Below are 19048 nucleotides of genomic sequence, written 5' to 3' on the forward strand. Positions count from 1 at the left end.
AAGGCCGCGCGCCGCCGTCGCGGCGTTGGGGAACCCTCTTCCAAGGACATCCAGGGCTTCACCCGACTGCCCTGAGCGCCACGCAAGGCACGCTTGACGCCCGAGGGGGGAACGCCTATAAGGCATGTCTTCTGTGCACTCCCTGGGCCGGAATCGTCCTGGGTGGAGAGTGCCCCTTTTCATTGACCACACCATGCGGAGCAGGGAATGGCCAACCACAAGTCGGCGGAGAAGCGCATTCGCCGGAATGCCAGCCGCGCCACGATTAACCATGCCCGACTCGGGCGCATCCGGACCTTCGTCAAGAAGGTTGAAGCGGCGATCGCGAGCGGCGACAGCGCGGCGGCTCAGGCTGCTTTCCAGACGGCCGTGCCCGAGCTGCACCGCGGCGTCACCCGTGGCGTGCTGCACAAGAACACGGCGTCGCGCAAGATCTCGCGCCTGTCGGCCCGTGTGAAGGCTCTGGGCGCCTGACACTCCCGCGGCCGCCTGGCGGTCGCGGCGGTCCCTGGCGACCCTGCTTGATCCAAAAAGGGGGCGATGGCCCCCTTTTGTTTTTTGCCATGCTCGATGAGTGCCCTCCCCGCCCGGCGGCCGCGCCGGCGGGTTTTTTTGGCTCCACACGCCTTCAGCGAGAAGCCCGGGAACACCCTATGGTTGCCAACGAGTCCGTCAGCAGGGCCATGCCAGACTCCGGTTCAAGAACCCCGTCCAACGCCCCCGGAATACGCATTATTTAGCGGTTTATGGGCTATGAGGACGGCAAAGATACCAAATATGGTGTCAACGCCCGAAATTTTCCCCGTTCCCTATTCGATCTTGTTGTATTAGCCCCAGGGGGATCATACCCTTTGTCAGAGGTCGCTACTGGTCCTGTGCCGGATGGCTCATTCCAGGCCCCGGAGACTCGGGCGACTCTCATTTCGACTAAATACAAGGTTTCAAACTCACTCCCCAGAGTCTACTGGAGTGCGGTTATGCGGTTTTTAGTGATTTCGTCTTATCGTCTTCTTTGAAGCAAACGAGAAAGTCCTGTGATCATTGACACGGTTCCCATATTAACGAGATATTAACCTCGTTATGAAGGATTGCCCGCCCTCCCGGGGCATGGGCGACGTCCGGGGGGCGGTCTCCTGGAAGCGAACCGGGGCAGGACGCCTGGAAGTGGAGTTGGGGAATGGACGGGACGTCGGGACGCGACGGGTCGGCACTGGTCCGTTGGGATCGGGTTCGGGGGCAGTTGAAGCGCGAATTCGGCGAGGCCGCGTTCCGCACCTGGGTCCAGCCCCTGACCCTGTCCCAAATCGGGGCGGGGTCGGTGCGCCTGGGCGTGCCCACCCGCTTCATGCGCGACTGGGTGATGACCCATTACGGCGACCGGATTCGCTCCTTGTGGTCCGAGATCGATCCCAGCGTGCGCATTGTCGATTTCGTGGTCGAATCCGGCGCGCCCCGCCCGGCCGCGCCCCCGGCGCCGCCGCCGGCTCCCCTGCCCGCTCCGGCCACGCGCGCGCGCGCCGGACGGACCGCGCGCGCCGCGACCAGCGATGAAACACGCGCCATGCCGGCGGCCCCCGCGCCCCAGACCACGCGGATCGAACCGGCCCCGACTCCGGCGGCCGCCCCGGCCGCGTCGACCCGCGAGGCCGCCGACGATGGCCTGTCGGCCCCGCTTGACCCGCGCTTTACCTTCGACAACTTCGTGGTCGGCAAGCCCAACGAGTTCGCCTACGCCGCCGCCAAGCGCGTGGCCGAAACCGAGGGCGTTTCGTTCAACCCCCTGTTCCTGTACGGGGGCGTGGGCCTGGGCAAAACCCATCTGATGCACGCCATCGCCCGCAGACTGCGCGAGAATCAGGCCGGGTGCCGCGTCATTTACCTGTCGGCGGAACAGTTCATGCACCGGTTCATCCGGGCCCTGCGCCAGCAAGACACGCTGTCGTTCAAGGAGCAGTTCCGCAGCGTGGACGTGCTGATGGTGGACGATATCCAGTTCATCAGTGGCAAGGAAAGCACCCAGGAAGAATTCTTCCATACTTTCAATGCCCTGGTCGACCAGGGGAGCCAGATCGTGCTGTCGGCCGACAAATCGCCCAGCGACCTGGAAAACATCGGCCAGCGCCTGCGCTCGCGCATGGGCTGCGGCCTGGTCGCCGACCTGCACCCCACGACCTACGAGCTGCGCCTGGGCATCTTGCAGTCCAAGGCCGAGCAGATGGGGGTGGAGGTTCCCTCGCGGGTGCTGGAGTTCATCGCCCACAAGGTCACCACCAACGGCCGCGAGGTCGAGGGCGCCCTGATTCGCCTGGTGGCCCATGCCCAGCTGGTGGGGCGGACCTTGACCGTGGAGACGGCCCAGGAGGTTCTGCACGATCTGGTGCGGGCCTACGACCGCCGGGTCAGCATCGAGGACATTCAGAAAAAAGTCGCCGAGCATTTCAAGATCCGGCTCGCCGACATGCATTCGGCCCGCCGCGCCCGCGCCATCGCCCGCCCGCGTCAGGTGGCCATGTACCTGAGCAAGCAGCTCACCAGCCGGTCGCTGCCCGACATCGGACGAAACTTCGGGGGCCGCGACCACACCACGGTCATGCACGCGGTGCGCAAAATCGAGGAACTGATGGCCGGCGATCCCGCCTTTGCCGAGGATGTCGACCTGCTGCGCCGCATGTTGGAGTCGTAACGTCCCCGAGAACAAGGAATTCCCTTGGGACGAAGAACGGGGATCGCTATACTACCGGCCCTTTCGGGGCTTGGCACCCCGGTGATCCCTGTCGGCTCCGCGCCCTGTGCGGCGGGGCCCCTTGCATGGTTCGGGCCCATCCATGAAGCTGACCATCGAGCGGACCGCGTTCCTGAAGTCCCTGGGGCATGTGCAAAGCGTTGTTGAACGGCGCAACACCATCCCCATTCTGTCCAACCTGCGCATGGACGCCACGGACCAGGGTCTGGCCCTCAATGCCACCGACATGGACCTGGAAATCGTGGAAACCCTGGGGGCCGAGGTCGCGACCCCCGGCCTGACCACCGCGCCGGCCCATACCCTTTACGACATCGTGCGCAAGCTGCCCGACGGCAGCCAGGTGGAGCTGACCCACGACGCCACCGAGGGGCAGCTGGTGCTGCGCGCCGGACGCTCGCGGTTCCGGCTGGCCTGCCTGCCGGTGGACGACTTCCCGGTCATGAACCCGGGCGAGTTCTCGCACACCTTCGCCATTCCCTCGGCCGACCTGCGCAGCCTGATCGACCGCACCCGCTTCGCCATATCCACCGAGGAAACCCGCTATTACCTGAACGGGATTTTCCTGCACGCGACCGAAAACGCGGGCGTTCCGGTCTTGCGCGCGGTGGCCACCGACGGCCACCGCCTGGCCTGCGTGGAAACCCCCCTGCCCGAGGGCGCGGCGGGCATGCCGGCCGTGATCTTGCCGCGCAAGACGGTGGGCGAGCTGCGCAAGCTGATCGACGAAACCGGCATGGCGGTCACGGTGTCGCTGTCGGAGCACAAGGTCCGCTTTGCCTTCGACGACGTGCGCCTGATCTCGAAGCTGATCGATGGCAAGTTCCCCGACTACGAACGGGTGATCCCCACCGACAACGACAAGGTCCTGGAGGTCGAGCGTCAGCCCTTTGCCCAGGCGGTGGACCGGGTGGCGGCGATCTCGACCGAGAAATCCCGCGCCATCAAGGTCGCGGCCACGCCGGGCCTGCTCACGTTGTCGGCCTCAAGCCCCGACGCCGGGTCGGCGCTGGAGGAGATCGAAGCCAAGTTCGAGGCCGCCCCGCTTGATATCGGGTTCAATGCCCGCTACCTGCTTGATATCCTCGACCAGATCCAAGGCGACTCGGTACGCCTGACCCTTGCCGATTCATCGTCGCCCACGGTGCTGCGCGACGGCGCCGACGGTTCGGCGGTGTACGTGCTCATGCCCATGCGCGTCTGAAGCGGGGCGGCACCCCACGCCGGGGCCGCGCCCCACGCCGGAGCCGCGCCCCACGCCGGGGCCGCGCTCCACGCTGGGGGCGTCCTTCGGGAGCCCCAAGGGCCCGATTCGTTTCCCCGCCCCGTTCCAGGCCCGCCATGAACCGGTCTTTTCAGGTTTTCCCGGCCACGGCGGTGGAGCAGGTGACCCTTGGCACCTTTCGCTCCTATGCCCATCTGCGCCTGAGCGTGGATCCGGCGCCGGTGGTGGTGCTGGGGCCCAATGGCGCGGGCAAGACCAATCTTCTTGAAGCCCTGTCGTTCCTGGCCCCCGGCCGGGGGCTGCGCGGGGCGGCGCTGGCCGAGGTGGCCCATCGCCCCACCCCCGCCGCGCCCCCGGCGCCCGGATGGGGGGTCGCGGTCCGGCTGCGGGTCGGCCGGGGCGCCCTCACCGAGATCGGCACCGGCTGCGACGCGGCCACGGGGATGGACCGGCGCGTGGTGCGGGTGGATGGCCGGACCTTGTCCGGGCAGGCGGGGCTGGGCAACCATCTGGCGGTGCTGTGGCTGACCCCCGACATGGACGGGCTGTTCCGGGGCAGCGCCACCCCGCGCCGGCGTTTTCTCGACCGCCTGGTGAATGCCCTGGACCCGGCGCACGCCAGCCGGGCCGCCGCCTATGCCCGGGCCCAGCGCGAACGCCAGCGCCTGCTGCGCGAGCCCCGGCCGCCGGGCGCGTGGCTGGACGCGCTGGAGGATGGCCTTGCCCGCCATGGCATTGCCCTGACCGCCGCCCGCCTGGACCTGATCGAACGCCTGGCCGTCGCGACGCACGACACCGACGCCCCCTTTCCCGGGGTCCACCTGGCCTTGCACTCGGACTGCGCGACGTGGCTGGCCCGGGGCCCGGCGCTGGCCGCCGAGGACCGGTTGCGCGCCTTGTTCGCCCACTCGCGCGCCCGCGACGCCGCCAGTGGCCAGACCACCCAGGGGCCGCATCGCGACGACCTTCTGGCCACCCATGCCGGACAGGGGATTCCGGCCCCGCGATGCTCGACCGGCGAGCAGAAGGCGCTGCTGGTCGCCCTGATTCTGGCGCTGGCGCGGGTGCTGGCCGGGCTGCGCGGCCAGGCTCCCCTCCTGCTTCTCGACGAAGGCACCGCCCACCTGGATGCCCGGCGCCGCGCCGGGCTGGGGGAGCTGGTGGCCGGCCTGGGCGCCCAGGCCTGGATCACCGGCGCCGACGCCCAACCATTTGAATCCTGGGAAAAAACGGCTCAATTTCTGCGCCTGGAAGCGGGTGGTGTGGTACACTGAGTCCCTTCGCGCCGGCCCCGCTGGACGCGCCTTTGGAACAAGACGGACTCCCCATGACACAAACGGCCTACACCTCGGAATCCATCAACGTCCTTAAGGGGTTGGAGGCGGTTCGCAAACGCCCGGGCATGTACATCGGCGACACCGACGACGGCTCGGGCCTGCACCACATGGTCTACGAGGTGGTGGACAACGCCATCGACGAAGCCCTGGCCGGCTATTGCGACCGAACAGAAGTGATCTTGAACGGCGACGGTTCGGTGACCGTGCGCGACAACGGGCGTGGCATCCCCGTGGACATCCACAAGGGCGAGGGCGTCAGCGCCGCCGAAGTGGTGATGACTCAGCTGCACGCCGGCGGCAAGTTCAACCAGAACGCCTACAAGGTGTCGGGCGGCCTGCACGGGGTCGGCGTGTCGGTGGTCAACGCCCTGTCCGACTGGCTGGACCTGCGCGTCTGGCGCGACGGCAAGGCCCACGCCCTGCGCTTTGAACACGGCGTGGCGGTGGCCCCGCTGGCGGTGGTCGGCGACTCGGACGGCCGCACCGGCACCGAGATCACCTTTTTCGCCTCCCCCACGATTTTCACCCACATCGAATACGACTTCGCCACCCTGGAACACCGCCTGCGCGAGCTGGCCTTCCTGAACTCAGGGGTGCGGCTGGTGTTGATCGACCGGCGCGGCACCGAACCCAGGAGCCTTGAATTCCACTACGAAGGTGGGATCGAGGCCTTCGTGCGCTATCTCGACAAGTCAAAAACCGTGCTGCACACGCCCCCGATCACCGCGACGGGCGACAAGGACGGGATTACCGTGGACCTGTCGATGGAGTGGACCGACAGCTATCACGAGTCGGTGCTGTGCTTCACCAACAACATCCCGCAACGCGACGGCGGCACCCACATGGCGGGCTTTCGCGCCGCCCTGACCCGCACCCTCAACACCTACGCCCAGAACAGCGGCCTGATGAAAAAGGAAAAGGTGACGCTGAGCGGCGACGACATGCGCGAGGGCCTCACCTGCGTGCTGTCGGTCAAGGTGCCCGACCCCAAGTTTTCCAGCCAGACCAAGGAAAAACTGGTGTCGTCCGAGGTGCGCCCGGTGGTCGAGCAGATCGTTTCCGAACGCGTCGACCAGTGGCTGGAGGAACACCCGCAAGAAGCGCGCAAGATCGTGGGCAAGGTGATCGAGGCCGCCGCCGCCCGCGAGGCCGCCCGACGCGCCCGCGACCTGACCCGGCGCAAGGGGGCCCTCGACATGGCCAGCCTGCCCGGCAAGCTGGCCGACTGCCAGAACCGCGACCCCGCGCAATCGGAACTGTTCATCGTGGAGGGCGACTCGGCCGGTGGCTCGGCCAAGCAGGGCCGCGACCGCGCCTTCCAGGCGATCTTGCCCTTGCGCGGCAAAATCCTGAACGTGGAGCGGGCCCGATTCGACAAGATGCTGTCGTCGGCGGAAATCGGCACCCTGATCGCGGCGCTGGGGACCGGGATCGGCAAGGATGATTTCGCGATCGACAAGACCCGCTACCACAAAATCATCATCATGACCGACGCCGACGTGGACGGCAGTCACATCCGCACCTTGCTGCTTACCTTCTTCTTCCGCCAGATGCCCGAAATCGTGGAGCGGGGCTACCTGTACATTGCCCAGCCGCCACTGTATCGCGCCCGGCGCGGCACGTCCGAGCAATACCTGAAGGACGACCGCGAAATGGATGATTACCTGATCGCCTCGGGACTCGACGAGGCGGTGCTGGTGACCGGAGCCGGGGCCCAGGTGGGGGTGGGAGAACTGCGCCATCTGGTCGACCGCGCCCGACTCGCCCGCGCCGCCCTGATGAGCATGAGCCGCAAGGTCCCCTGGATGCTGCTGGAACAAGTGGCGATCGCCGGCGCCTTCCACCCCGAAATCCTGGCCGACCCGACCCGGGCGCAGGAGGCCGCGACTCGGGTTGCCCAGCGCCTCGACGATCTGACCGACCCGCTGGAACGGGGCTGGAGCGGCCATCTGGCCGACGAGGGCGGCCTGATTTTCCGGCGCACGCTGCGCGGCGTGGAAGAGGTGCACACCCTGGACGCGGCCGTGATCCACTCCACCGAGGCCCGGCGCCTGGATGCCATGGCCGCCGAACTGCGCGACACCTACGCCGAGGCCGGCACCTTGCGCACCCGGGAAGGAACCACCCGCGTGACCGGCCCCGTATCGCTGGTCAACGCGGTGATCGCCGCCGGCCGGCGCGGCATTTCCATCCAGCGCTACAAGGGCCTGGGCGAGATGAACCCGGAACAGCTGTGGGAAACCACCCTGGACCCCAACGCGCGGCGCCTGCTCCAGGTCAAGGTGTCGCAGATCGACGAGGCCGAGGACGTGTTCAGCACCCTGATGGGCGACGTGGTCGAACCCCGCCGCGATTTCATCCAGGACAACGCCTTGAACGTGAAGAACCTGGACGTTTAAAGCGGGATGCCTTGCGGGGGCTGCCGCCCCCGAAGACCCCCGCCCGGGGAGGCGCGGCCTCCCCGGACCCCCTCGTTCCTCTTTATCCCCAGGCTTGAAGATGGGTAACCCAGGCGTTGAACCCCGGGCATCGGGCTCGCATGCGGTCGATGCCGATGGCTTCGGCGATCAGGGGACCGTGTTCGGCTTTTGAATACGTGCCGGGTGGAAAGATCCCTTTCAGCCGTTTCGACGGAGCCGTGTGCGTGCCGTCGTTGATGTCCTCCGGTGTCGAATACGCCGCTGCTATTCCTCGTCAAGCCAGCTTTGGTATTGATCACGCGCCAGCGGGCGCAAGGTGGTTTCCCCGTTGTCGGCCCGGGCCACGATCAGGTTTTCCAGATCAAAGCAGTCAACCAGGGCGGGGGACTGGGTGGCGATGATAATCTGACGGACTTCCGCGACGCGCTTGATCATTTCCGCCACCAGGGCGAGGGCGTGGGGATGCAAGCCGAGTTCGGGTTCGTCAAGCAACATCACATCCGGAAGGCGCTCCGGCGGCAGGTTCAAAAGCGTGATCAGACAAAACAGCCGCAACGATCCGTCGGAAGTCAGGTGCGCGCCGAAGGTCTTGTCGCCTTGCGTCCCCCGCCATCGAAGCCAAACCCGCCCGGCCATGGGCTCCAACACGAAATCCTTGAAAACCGGAAGAACCCGTCCGATCTGGCGGGTGATCAACTGGTAGCGTCTGGGATCATTCTCTCGCAGATCCAGCAGCACCGCCCCCAGGTTCCCCCCATCCGAGCGCAAGCGAACACAATCGGAGACATCCCAGCGCAGGCGGATGGCAGCCTGATCCGATGTGTCATGGAAATGGTAGGGCACACAGTTCCCAAGAAGATGGCAAATGGCCTTTGGAATTGGGTAATCAAGAGTGGGAAGGGTTGATTCTTTGCCGAATCCGTCGATCTCTGTCCACGACGCCGAAGCCTGCTTTGTTTTATCGAAGGACCGATAGGCTTCATTCCTGATTACCACCGTATCGCGGGCCGACAGGTGTGTCAGATCAAAGCGATACTCGTGATAGCCTTCATCGGTTTCAATCCGAATCTCGGCATGGATTCGTGGTGTCTGCCGGGGCCCCATGAAGAATTGATCGCCTCCCCCGCCTCCTTCCATGACGAATTCCTGCAAATCTCCATCCCGCAGCATCCAGCTCATCATTTCAAGAAAGCGGATCACGTTGGATTTGCCTGAACCGTTGGCCCCGATCAGCACGGCAATCCGAGGCAGTTCCAAGGCCTCGATCGCCCGCAGGCTTCGAAAACCGTGCACGCTCAGCCGGACAATTCGCCCGTTCAAAAGGGGCAGAGGAGCGTCTGGCGTCATGGGGGCGTTCCTCCTTTTCAAGCGCTTTCGAATAGTGAAGGCCGAAGGCACGGCAACACGCCTTCCGACCCCCGTCGAGCCTATCCCCTTTTCCGCGCGCCCTCACCGACGATCGCGCGTTCGCTCACTGCGGGCGGGGCCGAATCCATGCCCGGGCCGTGCCCCTAAAAAAAACCGGCGCCCCAGGGTGGGACGCCGGTTTGAACCGTGCCGGGGAAGGGAGAACCGTTCGGCTCTCCCTCTCAAGCCGGGGATTACTTCAGGATGATGACCACGCGGCGATTCTGCGGCTCGCGCACGCCGTCGGGGGTCGGGACCAGCGGGTCGGCTTCACCCTTGGCGAACACGGCCACCTGCGAGCGCGGAATACCGTTGCGGCCCAGTTCGGCCATCACGGACTCGGCGCGACGGGTCGACAGACGCATGTTGTACTCGGGCGAGCCGGAACGGTCGGCGTGGCCGGTCACTTCGATGGTCGAGGTGCCCTTGGCCTTGGCGTTGCTGGCGGCGGTGCTGATGATGCCAGCGGCTTCCGGCGTGATCGCGGTGCTGTCGAAGTCGAAGAAGACCAGGTACGACTCGGGAACCTCGACGACCTTCTGCTCGACCACCGGCTGCACCGGCATCGGCGCGGGCTTGGGCGCGGGCGTGCCGAACGAGTAGCGCAGGCCCAGCATCACGGTGTGGTTCAGGTAGTTGTCGTAGTCGGAGTCGCGGTCGGCCACGGCATCGAACTTCATGCCGGTGGTGCCCAGGAAGCGGTAGTCCAGGGTCATGCCCACGTTGTCGGTGATGTTGTAGCCCACGCCGGCGATGCCCTGGTAGCCGAAGGCGCCGCTGGTGCCGTCGGCGATATCGCTGTCCATCATGCCGATGACCCAGCCGATACCGGCACCGACATACGGATAGAACTTGGTCCCGGTCGGGATGTCGTACAGGGCGTTGACCATCAGGGCGACCGAGCTCAGGTCACCGTCGTTGCTCAGCGGACCGATGTTGTCGATGTTGTTGCGGCGCCACGTGGCTTCCAACTCAACGCGCGGACCGCCGCCGAAGGCGTAACCGGCCGTGCCGCCCGCCGCGTACCCCAGATCGGTTTCCACGTCGGCGTCAACGCCGCCAACCGACAGTTCGCGATCGATGTTGAAGTTCACGCCACCTTGCAGCGCGACATACGGACCCTGCGGCGTTTGGGCCTGGGCGGCCAGCGGCAGCGCGGCCATCGCCCCCACCAGCGCAACGCGGAAAATGGTCTTGGTCATGGCAATTGGATCCCATATTCCCAAAGTGAAACCGTCTTGCGGGACCGTGGTGTCATGCCCGCCTGGCGTGTTATCCGATCCGCCGGGGACGTCCGTCAAGGCCCTCGCCCGCCGAAGCCCCTTCTGGCGCTGCAGGCCTTTCGCTCCCGCCTCGCGTTTCAAGATCCTGTCTTGAGGCACTCGAAGCAAGGCCGAAGGGCGATCAGACGGTTGAATCTCCCCCAAGTGTGCCCGAAGCGTCACACTGTGATGGCGCCGCCACCGGGACTTCTGGCGCCCGGCGGGGCAAGGTCAGGACAAAGCAGGTGCCCTGACCGGGCGCGCTGTCGATTTCGATCCGCCCGCCCAAGGTGCGCGTGACCAGATTATAGACGATATGCAGCCCCAGACCCGATCCGCCCTGCCCCCGCCGGGTGGTGAAAAAAGGATCGAACGCCCGCCTGCGCACCTCGGCGGTCATGCCCACGCCATTGTCGGCCACGCGCATCTCGACGCGCTCGTCGTCCAGGGACCGCGCCGACAGGTACAGGCAGCCGGGAAAGCCGACCGCTTCACGGGGAGCGTCGGGCGTGTCATCCCGGGTGCCGGCGGCGGGGAGTCCGGGGAAGGCATGCATCAGGGCATTCAGGACAAGATTCGCGAGGACGCGGGCCATCGCCCCCGGATAGCTGTCGAGCATCAGGTCCGGGGGGATATCCACTTCGACCCGCTGCGGGGCCTTGCGCAGGGAGGGGCCGAGGCTGAGCAGGACTTCTTGCGTGTAGGTGGCCAGATCGAACAAACGGCGCTCGTCGCTGGTCTGGTCGACGGCAACCTGCTTGAAACTTTGAATCAGCTCCGCCGCGCGGCGGACGTTGGACAGCAAAACGGTTGCGCTGTCGTGCACGGTTTCCAGGAACGACTCGAACGTCGAGCGCCGCAGAAGATTCGCCTTGACCGCCACGGCAAGCTCCCGGGCCTCGTCGGCGATATGCGACGCGGCGGTGACGGCGATGCCGATCGGCGTATTGATCTCGTGGGCGATACCGGCGACCAGTTGCCCCAGCGAGGCCATTTTCTCGGCTTCCACCAGATGGGCCTGGGTTTCCTTCAGCTCGGCCAGGGCGTTTTCCGCCTCTTCCTTGGCGCGGGCCATGTCGGCCTGGACCCGTTCGCGCTCGGTGATGTCGCGCTCGGTCCACAAACGCCCCGCGACAACCCCATCCACCCGGAAGGGGCCGGTGAAGACGTCGAGACGCCGGCCGCCGGCCAGGTGCATGGTTTCCACCACCGTGGTGGCGGGGTCGTTGACCAGACGGTCGTACAGGGCATGGAAGGCGTCGGGATCCGCCATGACCGCACGCACGCGCTCGTAGCGCTGGGCTTGCGGCAGGCGGGGCACGACATCCGAATCGAGACCCAGCAGGTCGTAATAGCGCCGGTTCCAGGAAATCACCACGCCGTCCAGGTCAACCACCAGGAAACCGTCGGTGCTGGCCTCAAGAGCGGCACTGACCAGGGCGCGATGATGGGCGCGCTCGGCCTCGGCGCGGCGCCGTTCGGTGGTTTCGTGCACGGTGACCACGGTGGTCAGGGATCCGCCACGCGATACCGTGCGCGCGGTGACGTCGGCCGGAAACAAGCTGGGATCGCGCCAGCAGTGAACCGCCAGGGTTTCGTGGGTCTGGGCCGCCCGCGTGACCATGTCCAAGGCGGTGTCCTTGCCCCGGCCGGGGATCCCCGGGTGAACCGGCGGCGCGATCAGCGCCGACAGGTTCTTGCCGACCAGGGGGTCCGTCTGTCCGAACAGCAGTCGGGCGGCCAGATTGTCGGAACGGATGTATCCCGTCGACTCCACGGCCAGGATCCCGACCGGAATGGCATCAATCACCGCCGCCAGATGCGCCTCGCTGGCCACCAGGTCGGCCTCGCGCGAGGCGACCAGTTCCAGCAATCCCCGCAAGGTGGTGCCCAGCCCTTCGGGGGTCCAGGGGTCCTCGGCCTCCTCCCTCGGGAGGTGCACGCCCAGACTGGCCGCGTGGTCGCCCAGGGCCTGACGCAAGGCGGCAAGGGGCCCCGCGATGAACCGCCCGGCCAGGAAGACCCAGGCCATCGAGCCGCCGGCCACCAGCACGATGAGCAAGGCCAGAATCACCCCCAGGCCATCCAGAGCGGCCGCCAGGTCGGCGAACAGCCGGGTCTGCTGGACGGGAGGCAAGGGGCCGTCGCGCAGTGACGCAAGCGCCGAAAAACCGTGCGCGTAAACCACGATGCCGCCCACGGCGGCCGCGAGGCAACCACTTGCCAGGGTCGCGAGCAGGCCCTTGATCGCCCCTTTGATCGACACCGCGCCCCCCTTTAGGCAGCTTTAGAGACACGCGAACCAACTCTTGCGGTTCTAAAGAAAAGCACGAAAGAATACCAAGACTACCCCGACAGGGCAGACCTGACGACATCTGCTTTCGTCGTTTTAGTTTTCATGGCACGCGCCCCATTCCACTAAAGTGGTTATTTTTGAGAGTGGACAACCCTCATCCCAAGACCACCCGCCGCGACTGCCCGAGTGCGTAGAAGGGGCATGTTAGGGGCGTTATGCCTTTTGATAGTATTGCCCTTACCGGAACCCTCCCCCTAACATTTTCGACACCTCGGATTTAGGTTGCACTCTTTGGAAGGGCGGTGTCAAATGACCAAACCCATCCTTTTGTCCACGTAACGAAATCGATTTCCGGCGCCGAGGGCCTGAAGGGAGCCCCCCCTTATCGCTCTGATGGGTTGCTCTCGCGCGAGTCATAAAGTGGGAGAGGCCACGGTGACCGGAGGGCACGCAAAGAAGGGAGGGGCCGGAGGGCGCCAAGAACGGGAATGGCGGAAGCCGGCCGGAATCGTCTCGTCCTCTGGCGCGTCACTCCCCAGGATGCTTCGACCACGCCAAGCCCAGGGAGGGCCTTGCAGTGAGAGGACAGTGGTTGGTTCTCCTCGCCCTTGGGCTGGCTCTGACCCTTGCCGTCGGAGCAACCTTGTACTGGGCTCCCGGCGCGCCCGAGAGAACCTGGGACCGGATCGCCCGCACCGGCACCATTCGGGTGGGCTATGCCTGGGAGCCTCCCTTCGCCTATCGGGACGAGACGGGCCGGGTCACCGGGGAAAGCCCCGAAGTGGCGCGGGTCGTGCTGGATCGCCTTGGCGTCTTGCATGTTGACTGGGTCCAGACATCGTTCGGCGACCTGATCCCCGATCTCCTGACCGGACGCTTCGACCTGATTGCGTCGGGCCTGTTCATCCGCCCGGATCGCGCCCGTGTGGTGGCGTTCAGCCCGCCCTCGTCGTGCGTGGTGGCCGCGTTGCTGGTGCGCGCGGGCAACCCCTTGGCTCTCCACAGCCTCGCCGACATCGCCGCCTCTTCCAACGCCCGCCTTGCGGTGGTCAGCGGCGCGGTCGAGGAAAACGACGCCCTCGCCAGTGGCGTGCCTTCCGAGCGTCTGTTGCGTTTCCCCGACGCGGACCTTGCCCTTGCCGGTGTCCTTCACGGGGCCGCCGACGCCCTGGCCCTGACCGGTCCCACCATCCAGCACATGGCGAATACCCACCCCCAGGTCGAACGGGCCCGGCCGTTCTCCGGCGAGAGCAAACCCGCCGGATGCACGGCTTTCGCCTTTCGCCCAAAGGACGAGCTGCTGCGCCAGCACTTCGATCAGTTTCTTTTGGAATTTCGAGGCACTCCCGCGCACCAGCGCCTGGTTGCTCCTTTCGGCTTTGCCGATTCCCTGCTTTTCCCCGAGTCCCCGGAGTCTTTCCCCGAGTCCCCGGAGCCCTCCTCGTCTCCCGGGCAGGACGATACGCATGAGTGACCCGCCCTCCTCCCCCCGTTCGCGATGGGACATGCGTCCCAACGCGTTCATCACCGCCCTGCTGGGGGTGATCGTGGTGTCGTCCGGTCTTTTCCTGGGATGGGCGCATCAAATCTGGCACCGCTCCTACACGACCTTCGCGCCGCTGGCCGACAGCATCCACCAGTCCCAGGGTGCCGCCACCCAGGCCTTGCTGCTTCAGATTCGCGAAGGGTCCCAGCGTCGGGACTCCCAGGAGCTTTCCGGAGCGACCTTGTCCCTTCTGGAAAAATCAGCCCTGCATCTCAAGGACGCGATAGAAGGCAAAACCACCCTGGAGGGAAGACAAAGCACCCCTCCCCCCGACAGCCTGCTTGAGGATCTCAAGGCCTATCAGGACGCCCTGGCCCAGTTTGATCAGACGATCCGGGCCGTCGTCCGGCAAGACACCCTTGATCAGAACACCCGCCTTTCCCTGCTTCAGCAGTATTACGAGGCGGACCGCCTGGCCAACCATCTGAGCGACCAGTTGCTTGCCAACCTGGCCCACGACGTGGAAACCCGCCGCCACGAACTGGAAGTGGCCCTGGCCTTGTGGAGCCTGTTCCTGGTGACCGCCGTGACCTTGGCGTTGCGCGCGCACCGGATTCAAAATGCCCTCAACCACCAGCAGGACATGATCCGCGCCCTTCTGGAAACCACCACCGACGGGGTTTTCGTGCGCGACACCGAGGGGCGGTACCTGATGGTCAACGAGACCGTCGCCACCATGATCGGACGCACCTCCGCCGACATGCTCGGACGCACGGACGAGGAGGTCGTCTCTCCCGAGGTTCTGACCCAGATCCGGCACTCGGACGAGGTGGTCTTCGCGGCCGGCCGTGTGTGCAGCTTTGAAACCGCGTTGTCCCGCCCCGATGGCACGGAACGGATTTTGTGGACCACCAAGGGGCCCATTCACGACAATCGCGGCCGCCTGGCCGGAGTCTTCGGGATCGCGCGCGACATCACCGAGCGCAAGATGGCCGAACGGCAGATGCGCGACCGCGAGGCCCAGCTTCAAGGCATCATCGAAAACCTGAACGAAGGCCTGATCTTGTTTTCGCCCGCCGGGGAATTCCTGTCCTGGAACCGGGCCGCGATGGTCATGCACGGGTTCACGGGCCAGCGCGCCCCCCAGGGCTCGCTGGCCCAGTTCCATGAACACTATGAACTCACCGATGCCGACGGGGTTTTGCTGGAATTTTCGCAGTGGCCGATCATGCGGGTCCTGCGCGGGGAAAATCTTCGCGATTTCGAGATTACCAGCCGGCGCCGCGATGGCCTTTGGGAAAAAACCTTCAGCTGTGGCGGATGCCTGGTCTCGGATCCGGACGGTCTGCCGATCATCGGGATTTTGAGCCTTTCCGACATCACAGAACGCAAAAAGGCGGAAAACGCCCTGCGCACCAGCGAAAAGCGCTTCCAGCTGTTCATGGACAACAGTCCCACCGTGGCCTGGATCAAGGATTTGAGCGGGCGCCACCTGTACCTCAGCCGGCGTTTCACCCAGCGCACGGGCAAGGGCCCGGCCGACTGGCTGGGACAGACCAACAAGGATCTTTTCCCCCCCGACGTGGCCGAGGCCCTGTCCGCCTCCGACCAGATGGTCGTCGAGCTGCGCCGCCCCATCGAGGTGGACGAGCGCACCCCCAACCCCGACGGAACCTTCAGCGACTGGCGCACGATCAAGTTCCCGTTCCAAGACGCCAGCAACGCCTGGTTCATTGGGGCGATCGCCCTGGATGTCACCGAACGCCGGCGCGCCGAGGCCGAGCTGGAACGCCACCGCCAGCATCTGGAAGCCCTGGTCAGCGAGCGCACCCGCGAGCTGATCGCCGCCGAGGCCCAGGCCCGCCTGCTGCTGGACTCCACCGCCGATGGCCTGTGTGGCATCGCCCCCGACGGCTCCGTGACCTTCATCAACCCCATTGCCTGCGAGATGCTGGCCCTGACGCCGGCCCAGGCCCTTGGCCAGTCGATCCACGCGTTGATCCATTCCCCCCCTGGAAACGGCGCCCCCTGCCAGCCCGAGAACTGCGCCTTGCTGGCCGACCTGCGGGCCGGCGTCGCCGTTGAAAACCGCGAGGATGTGTTCTGGACCAGCGACGGCCGCCCGATTCCGGTGCTGTGCGCCTCGCATCCCATTCGCGACGGCGCGGTCCTCAGCGGCGCCGTCCTCAGCTTCATGGACATCAGTCCGCTGAAGGCCATGGAAGACTCGCTGCAGCGGACCCGCACGGTCTTGCAAAACGTGCTCGATACCCTGCCCGCGACGGTAGGCTACTGGAACACCGACCTTACCAACCGCTTCGCCAACCACGCCTACCTGACATGGTTCGGCATTGACCCGGCCACCATTCCCGGCCGGCACATGCGCGAGGTGATCGGAGAAAAACGCTTCCAGCGCAAGGAACCTTACGTGAAGGGTGTCTTGCGGGGCGTCGCGCAGACCTTCGAGCAGGTCTTTTCCTCCCCCGACGGGTCCTCCGTGCGCTACGCCCGCCAGAGCCTCATTCCCGACATGATGAATGGAGAGGTCCGGGGCTTTCTCTCCGTGATTGATGACATTACCTCGATCAAGGAAGCCGAACGCCTGGCCGACGCCGCGCGCGTGGAAGCCGAACGCCTGGCCCAGGTCCGCAGCGAATTCCTGGCCAACATGAGCCACGAAATCCGCACCCCCATGAACGTCATCCTGGGGTTCGCCAGCCTTCTGGACCGGGCCCCGCTCGGGGCCTCCGAGCACGAGCTGGTGCGCAAGCTGCGCCGCGCCGGTCAGTCCCTGATGACCATTCTCAACGATATCCTGGATTTTTCCCGCATCGAGGCCGGACGCGTTGCCATCGAGAACGTGCCCTTCCTTTTGAACGACGTGCTGGAGCACGTGGCCACCGTGATGGCCAGCGCCGCCGAGAACAAACCGATCGAACTGCTGGTGGGCCCCGCGCCCCCCGATGTCCAGGGCCTGGAAGGCGACGCGCTGCGCGTGGAACAGGTCTTGACCAATCTGGTGTGCAACGCCTTGAAGTTCACCGAGCACGGGTTTGTCTCGCTCACCGTTGCCTGCCTTGAAAACACCTCTTCGCGTGTCCACCTCCGCTTCATGGTAAGCGACAGTGGCATCGGGATCGCCCCCGACAAGCAGCAGGCCATCTTCTCGGCGTTCGAGCAGGCGGACAGCTCGACCACGCGGCGCTATGGCGGATCGGGGCTGGGCCTGAGCATCTGCAAGCGCCTCGTCGACCTGATGGGCGGCACCATTGCCGTTGAAAGCACCCCGGGCCGGGGCAGCACGTTCATTGTCGACCTGCCGTTCAACACGTGTGATCAACCCGACGCCTTCGTCTCTCTCCTGGGGCACCGGCACCTGCTGATCGCCGACGATCACGCCGACGCCCGGGCGGTTTTGTCGGCCACCGCCTTGAATCTGGGATGGACCGCCGAGCCCGTGGCCTCGGGGGAAGAAGCGGTGACCCGGGCCCTGACCCGCGCGCACGAGGGCACCCCCTTCGACGTCTTGCTGCTGGACTGGCAGATGCCCGGGCTCGACGGCCTGAAGGCCGGCAAGGCCATTCGCACGGCCCTGGAACAGGAGACCGCCGGACAGAAACCCCTGATCGTCATGATCAGCGCCTACAGCCGCGACGACCTGAAGCGTCACCCCGACGCCGACGTGGCCGACGTCATCCTGACCAAGCCCGTGACGGCCTCGGCCCTGGCCGACGCGGTGCACGCGGCCGAAAACCGCCGCGACAAGACACAGCTCAGGCTCCCGGTTCCCGCCCCGAAGGGGACGCCCCGCCTGTCGGGCAAGCGCGTCCTCGTGGTTGACGACAGCGAGATCAACCTGGAAATGGCCGAACTGATCTTGTCGAACGAAGGCGCCACGGTTTGCGTCGCAAGCCATGGACAAGAGGCCCTGGATCTTCTGCGCGCCACCAACGCCCCGTTCGATGTCGTGCTGATGGATGTCCAGATGCCCGACATGGACGGCTGCGAAACCACGAGACGCCTGCGCGCCATGCCCGGCCTGGAAACCATTCCCGTGATCGCGGTCAGTGCCGGCGCCTTGAAAAGCGAGCGCGAGGCCGCCCTTGCCGTGGGCATGAGCGGGTTCGTCGCCAAACCCTTTGAAATCGACGAGTTGATCAACGCGGTGCGCGATGCCAGCCCCCTGGACACCCCCTCCCTTCCTCCGCCTCCGCCCCCGCCTCCGCCCGCCGATCCCCGCCGCCTCCCGGTCCTGGATCCACGGCGCGGGCGGGGGGTCTGGGGCGACACCGCGCGCTACCACAAGGCCTTGCGGCGCTTCGCCCAGGACTACGACGGCGCGGGCGAACGGCTGCGCGACGCCGTGGACGCCGGAGATAAAACGACCGCGGGCACCCTGGCCCACAAGCTGAAGGGCGCGGCCGGTGCCCTGGCCCTGGCCCGGGTGGAAGGACTGGCCGGCGCCCTGGCCCGCTGGGCCCGGGAAGAGGGCTCCCCGACCGCCCCCGTCGACGACCTGACGCGCGCCCTCGCCACGGCCCTTGACGACAGCTTGATGGCCATCACCCACGAAACCGGTTTGCCCACCTCCCTCCCCCAGGGCCCCCTCACCACCGATATCCCGGCCGCCTTGCCGACCCTTGAGGCCTTGCTGAACGCCCTTGACCGCGACCGGCCGGGCGAGGCCGAACCCATCCTGGGCGCCCTGGCCACGCTGGTCCCGGCCGAGTTGCTGGCCCCCGCCCGCGAACGCATCGATGCCTTTGATTTTCGCGCCGCCGAAGCCCTGATCCGCTCGTTGCGCGACTGGCTGCGGGACTCGGCGGTTGCGCCGGCGGCGTCCCCCACGGACACACGGACGGATGGAGAATGACC

The 19048-nt window shown here is 66.2% G+C and carries 11 protein-coding genes; 7 read left to right on the plus strand and 4 right to left on the minus strand.

Going from position 1 to position 19048, the window contains the following annotated elements:
• The first annotated feature begins 207 nt into the window (after window positions 1-207).
• From rpsT to gyrB, 5 genes are all read left to right on the plus strand, one after another.
• On the plus strand, window positions 208-474 hold the full coding sequence (gene rpsT, locus ROR02_RS02060; protein ID WP_147162347.1) for a 30S ribosomal protein S20: 267 nt from the start codon (window positions 208-210) through the stop codon (window positions 472-474).
• Between the two features lie 703 nt (window positions 475-1177).
• Window positions 1178-2683 carry a chromosomal replication initiator protein DnaA gene (gene dnaA, locus ROR02_RS02065; RefSeq protein ID WP_147162348.1) on the plus strand — a complete coding sequence of 502 codons (1506 nt, stop codon included), beginning with the start codon at window positions 1178-1180 and terminating at the stop codon, window positions 2681-2683.
• A 142-nt stretch (window positions 2684-2825) separates the two neighbouring features.
• Window positions 2826-3944 carry a DNA polymerase III subunit beta gene (dnaN, locus tag ROR02_RS02070; RefSeq protein ID WP_147162349.1) on the plus strand — a complete coding sequence of 373 codons (1119 nt, stop codon included), beginning with the start codon at window positions 2826-2828 and terminating at the stop codon, window positions 3942-3944.
• A 137-nt stretch (window positions 3945-4081) separates the two neighbouring features.
• Complete coding sequence (recF, locus tag ROR02_RS02075) at window positions 4082-5239, plus strand: DNA replication/repair protein RecF (protein WP_147162350.1); 1158 nt, start codon at window positions 4082-4084, stop codon at window positions 5237-5239.
• Between the two features lie 53 nt (window positions 5240-5292).
• A complete protein-coding gene (gyrB, locus tag ROR02_RS02080) occupies window positions 5293-7701 on the plus strand; it encodes a DNA topoisomerase (ATP-hydrolyzing) subunit B (RefSeq protein WP_147162351.1) in 2409 nt (802 codons plus the stop codon).
• Between the two features lie 82 nt (window positions 7702-7783).
• Here the strand turns inward: gyrB and ROR02_RS17525 are convergent, their stop codons facing one another.
• The 4 genes from ROR02_RS17525 to ROR02_RS02100 form a co-directional block, all read right to left on the minus strand.
• Window positions 7784-7990, minus strand: a complete 207-nt coding sequence (locus ROR02_RS17525; RefSeq protein ID WP_147162407.1) for a DUF4276 family protein — start codon at window positions 7988-7990, stop codon at window positions 7784-7786.
• Window positions 7987-9069: an AAA family ATPase gene (locus ROR02_RS02090; protein WP_147162352.1), complete on the minus strand. Its 1083-nt coding sequence runs from the start codon at window positions 9067-9069 to the stop codon at window positions 7987-7989. The genes ROR02_RS17525 and ROR02_RS02090 overlap by 4 nt, the downstream gene beginning before the upstream one ends.
• Before the next feature lie 254 nt (window positions 9070-9323).
• Entirely contained in the window at window positions 9324-10331 is a 1008-nt protein-coding gene (locus ROR02_RS02095) for an OmpA family protein (protein WP_147162353.1), read from the minus strand.
• Between the two features lie 202 nt (window positions 10332-10533).
• Window positions 10534-12657 (minus strand): PAS domain-containing sensor histidine kinase, encoded by a 2124-nt coding sequence (locus tag ROR02_RS02100; RefSeq protein ID WP_147162354.1) that lies wholly within the window; start codon window positions 12655-12657, stop codon window positions 10534-10536.
• 622 nt (window positions 12658-13279) lie between these two features.
• Between ROR02_RS02100 and ehuB the strand changes: the two genes are divergently transcribed.
• A complete protein-coding gene (ehuB, locus tag ROR02_RS02105) occupies window positions 13280-14161 on the plus strand; it encodes an ectoine/hydroxyectoine ABC transporter substrate-binding protein EhuB (protein WP_170244916.1) in 882 nt (293 codons plus the stop codon).
• On the plus strand, window positions 14154-19046 hold the full coding sequence (locus tag ROR02_RS02110; RefSeq protein WP_147162356.1) for a PAS domain S-box protein: 4893 nt from the start codon (window positions 14154-14156) through the stop codon (window positions 19044-19046). The genes ehuB and ROR02_RS02110 overlap by 8 nt, the downstream gene beginning before the upstream one ends.
• The last annotated feature ends 2 nt before the right edge of the window (window positions 19047-19048 follow it).

The sequence above is a fragment of the Pararhodospirillum oryzae genome (assembly GCF_007992075.1).
Taxonomy (GTDB): Bacteria; Pseudomonadota; Alphaproteobacteria; order Rhodospirillales; family Rhodospirillaceae; genus Pararhodospirillum; species Pararhodospirillum oryzae.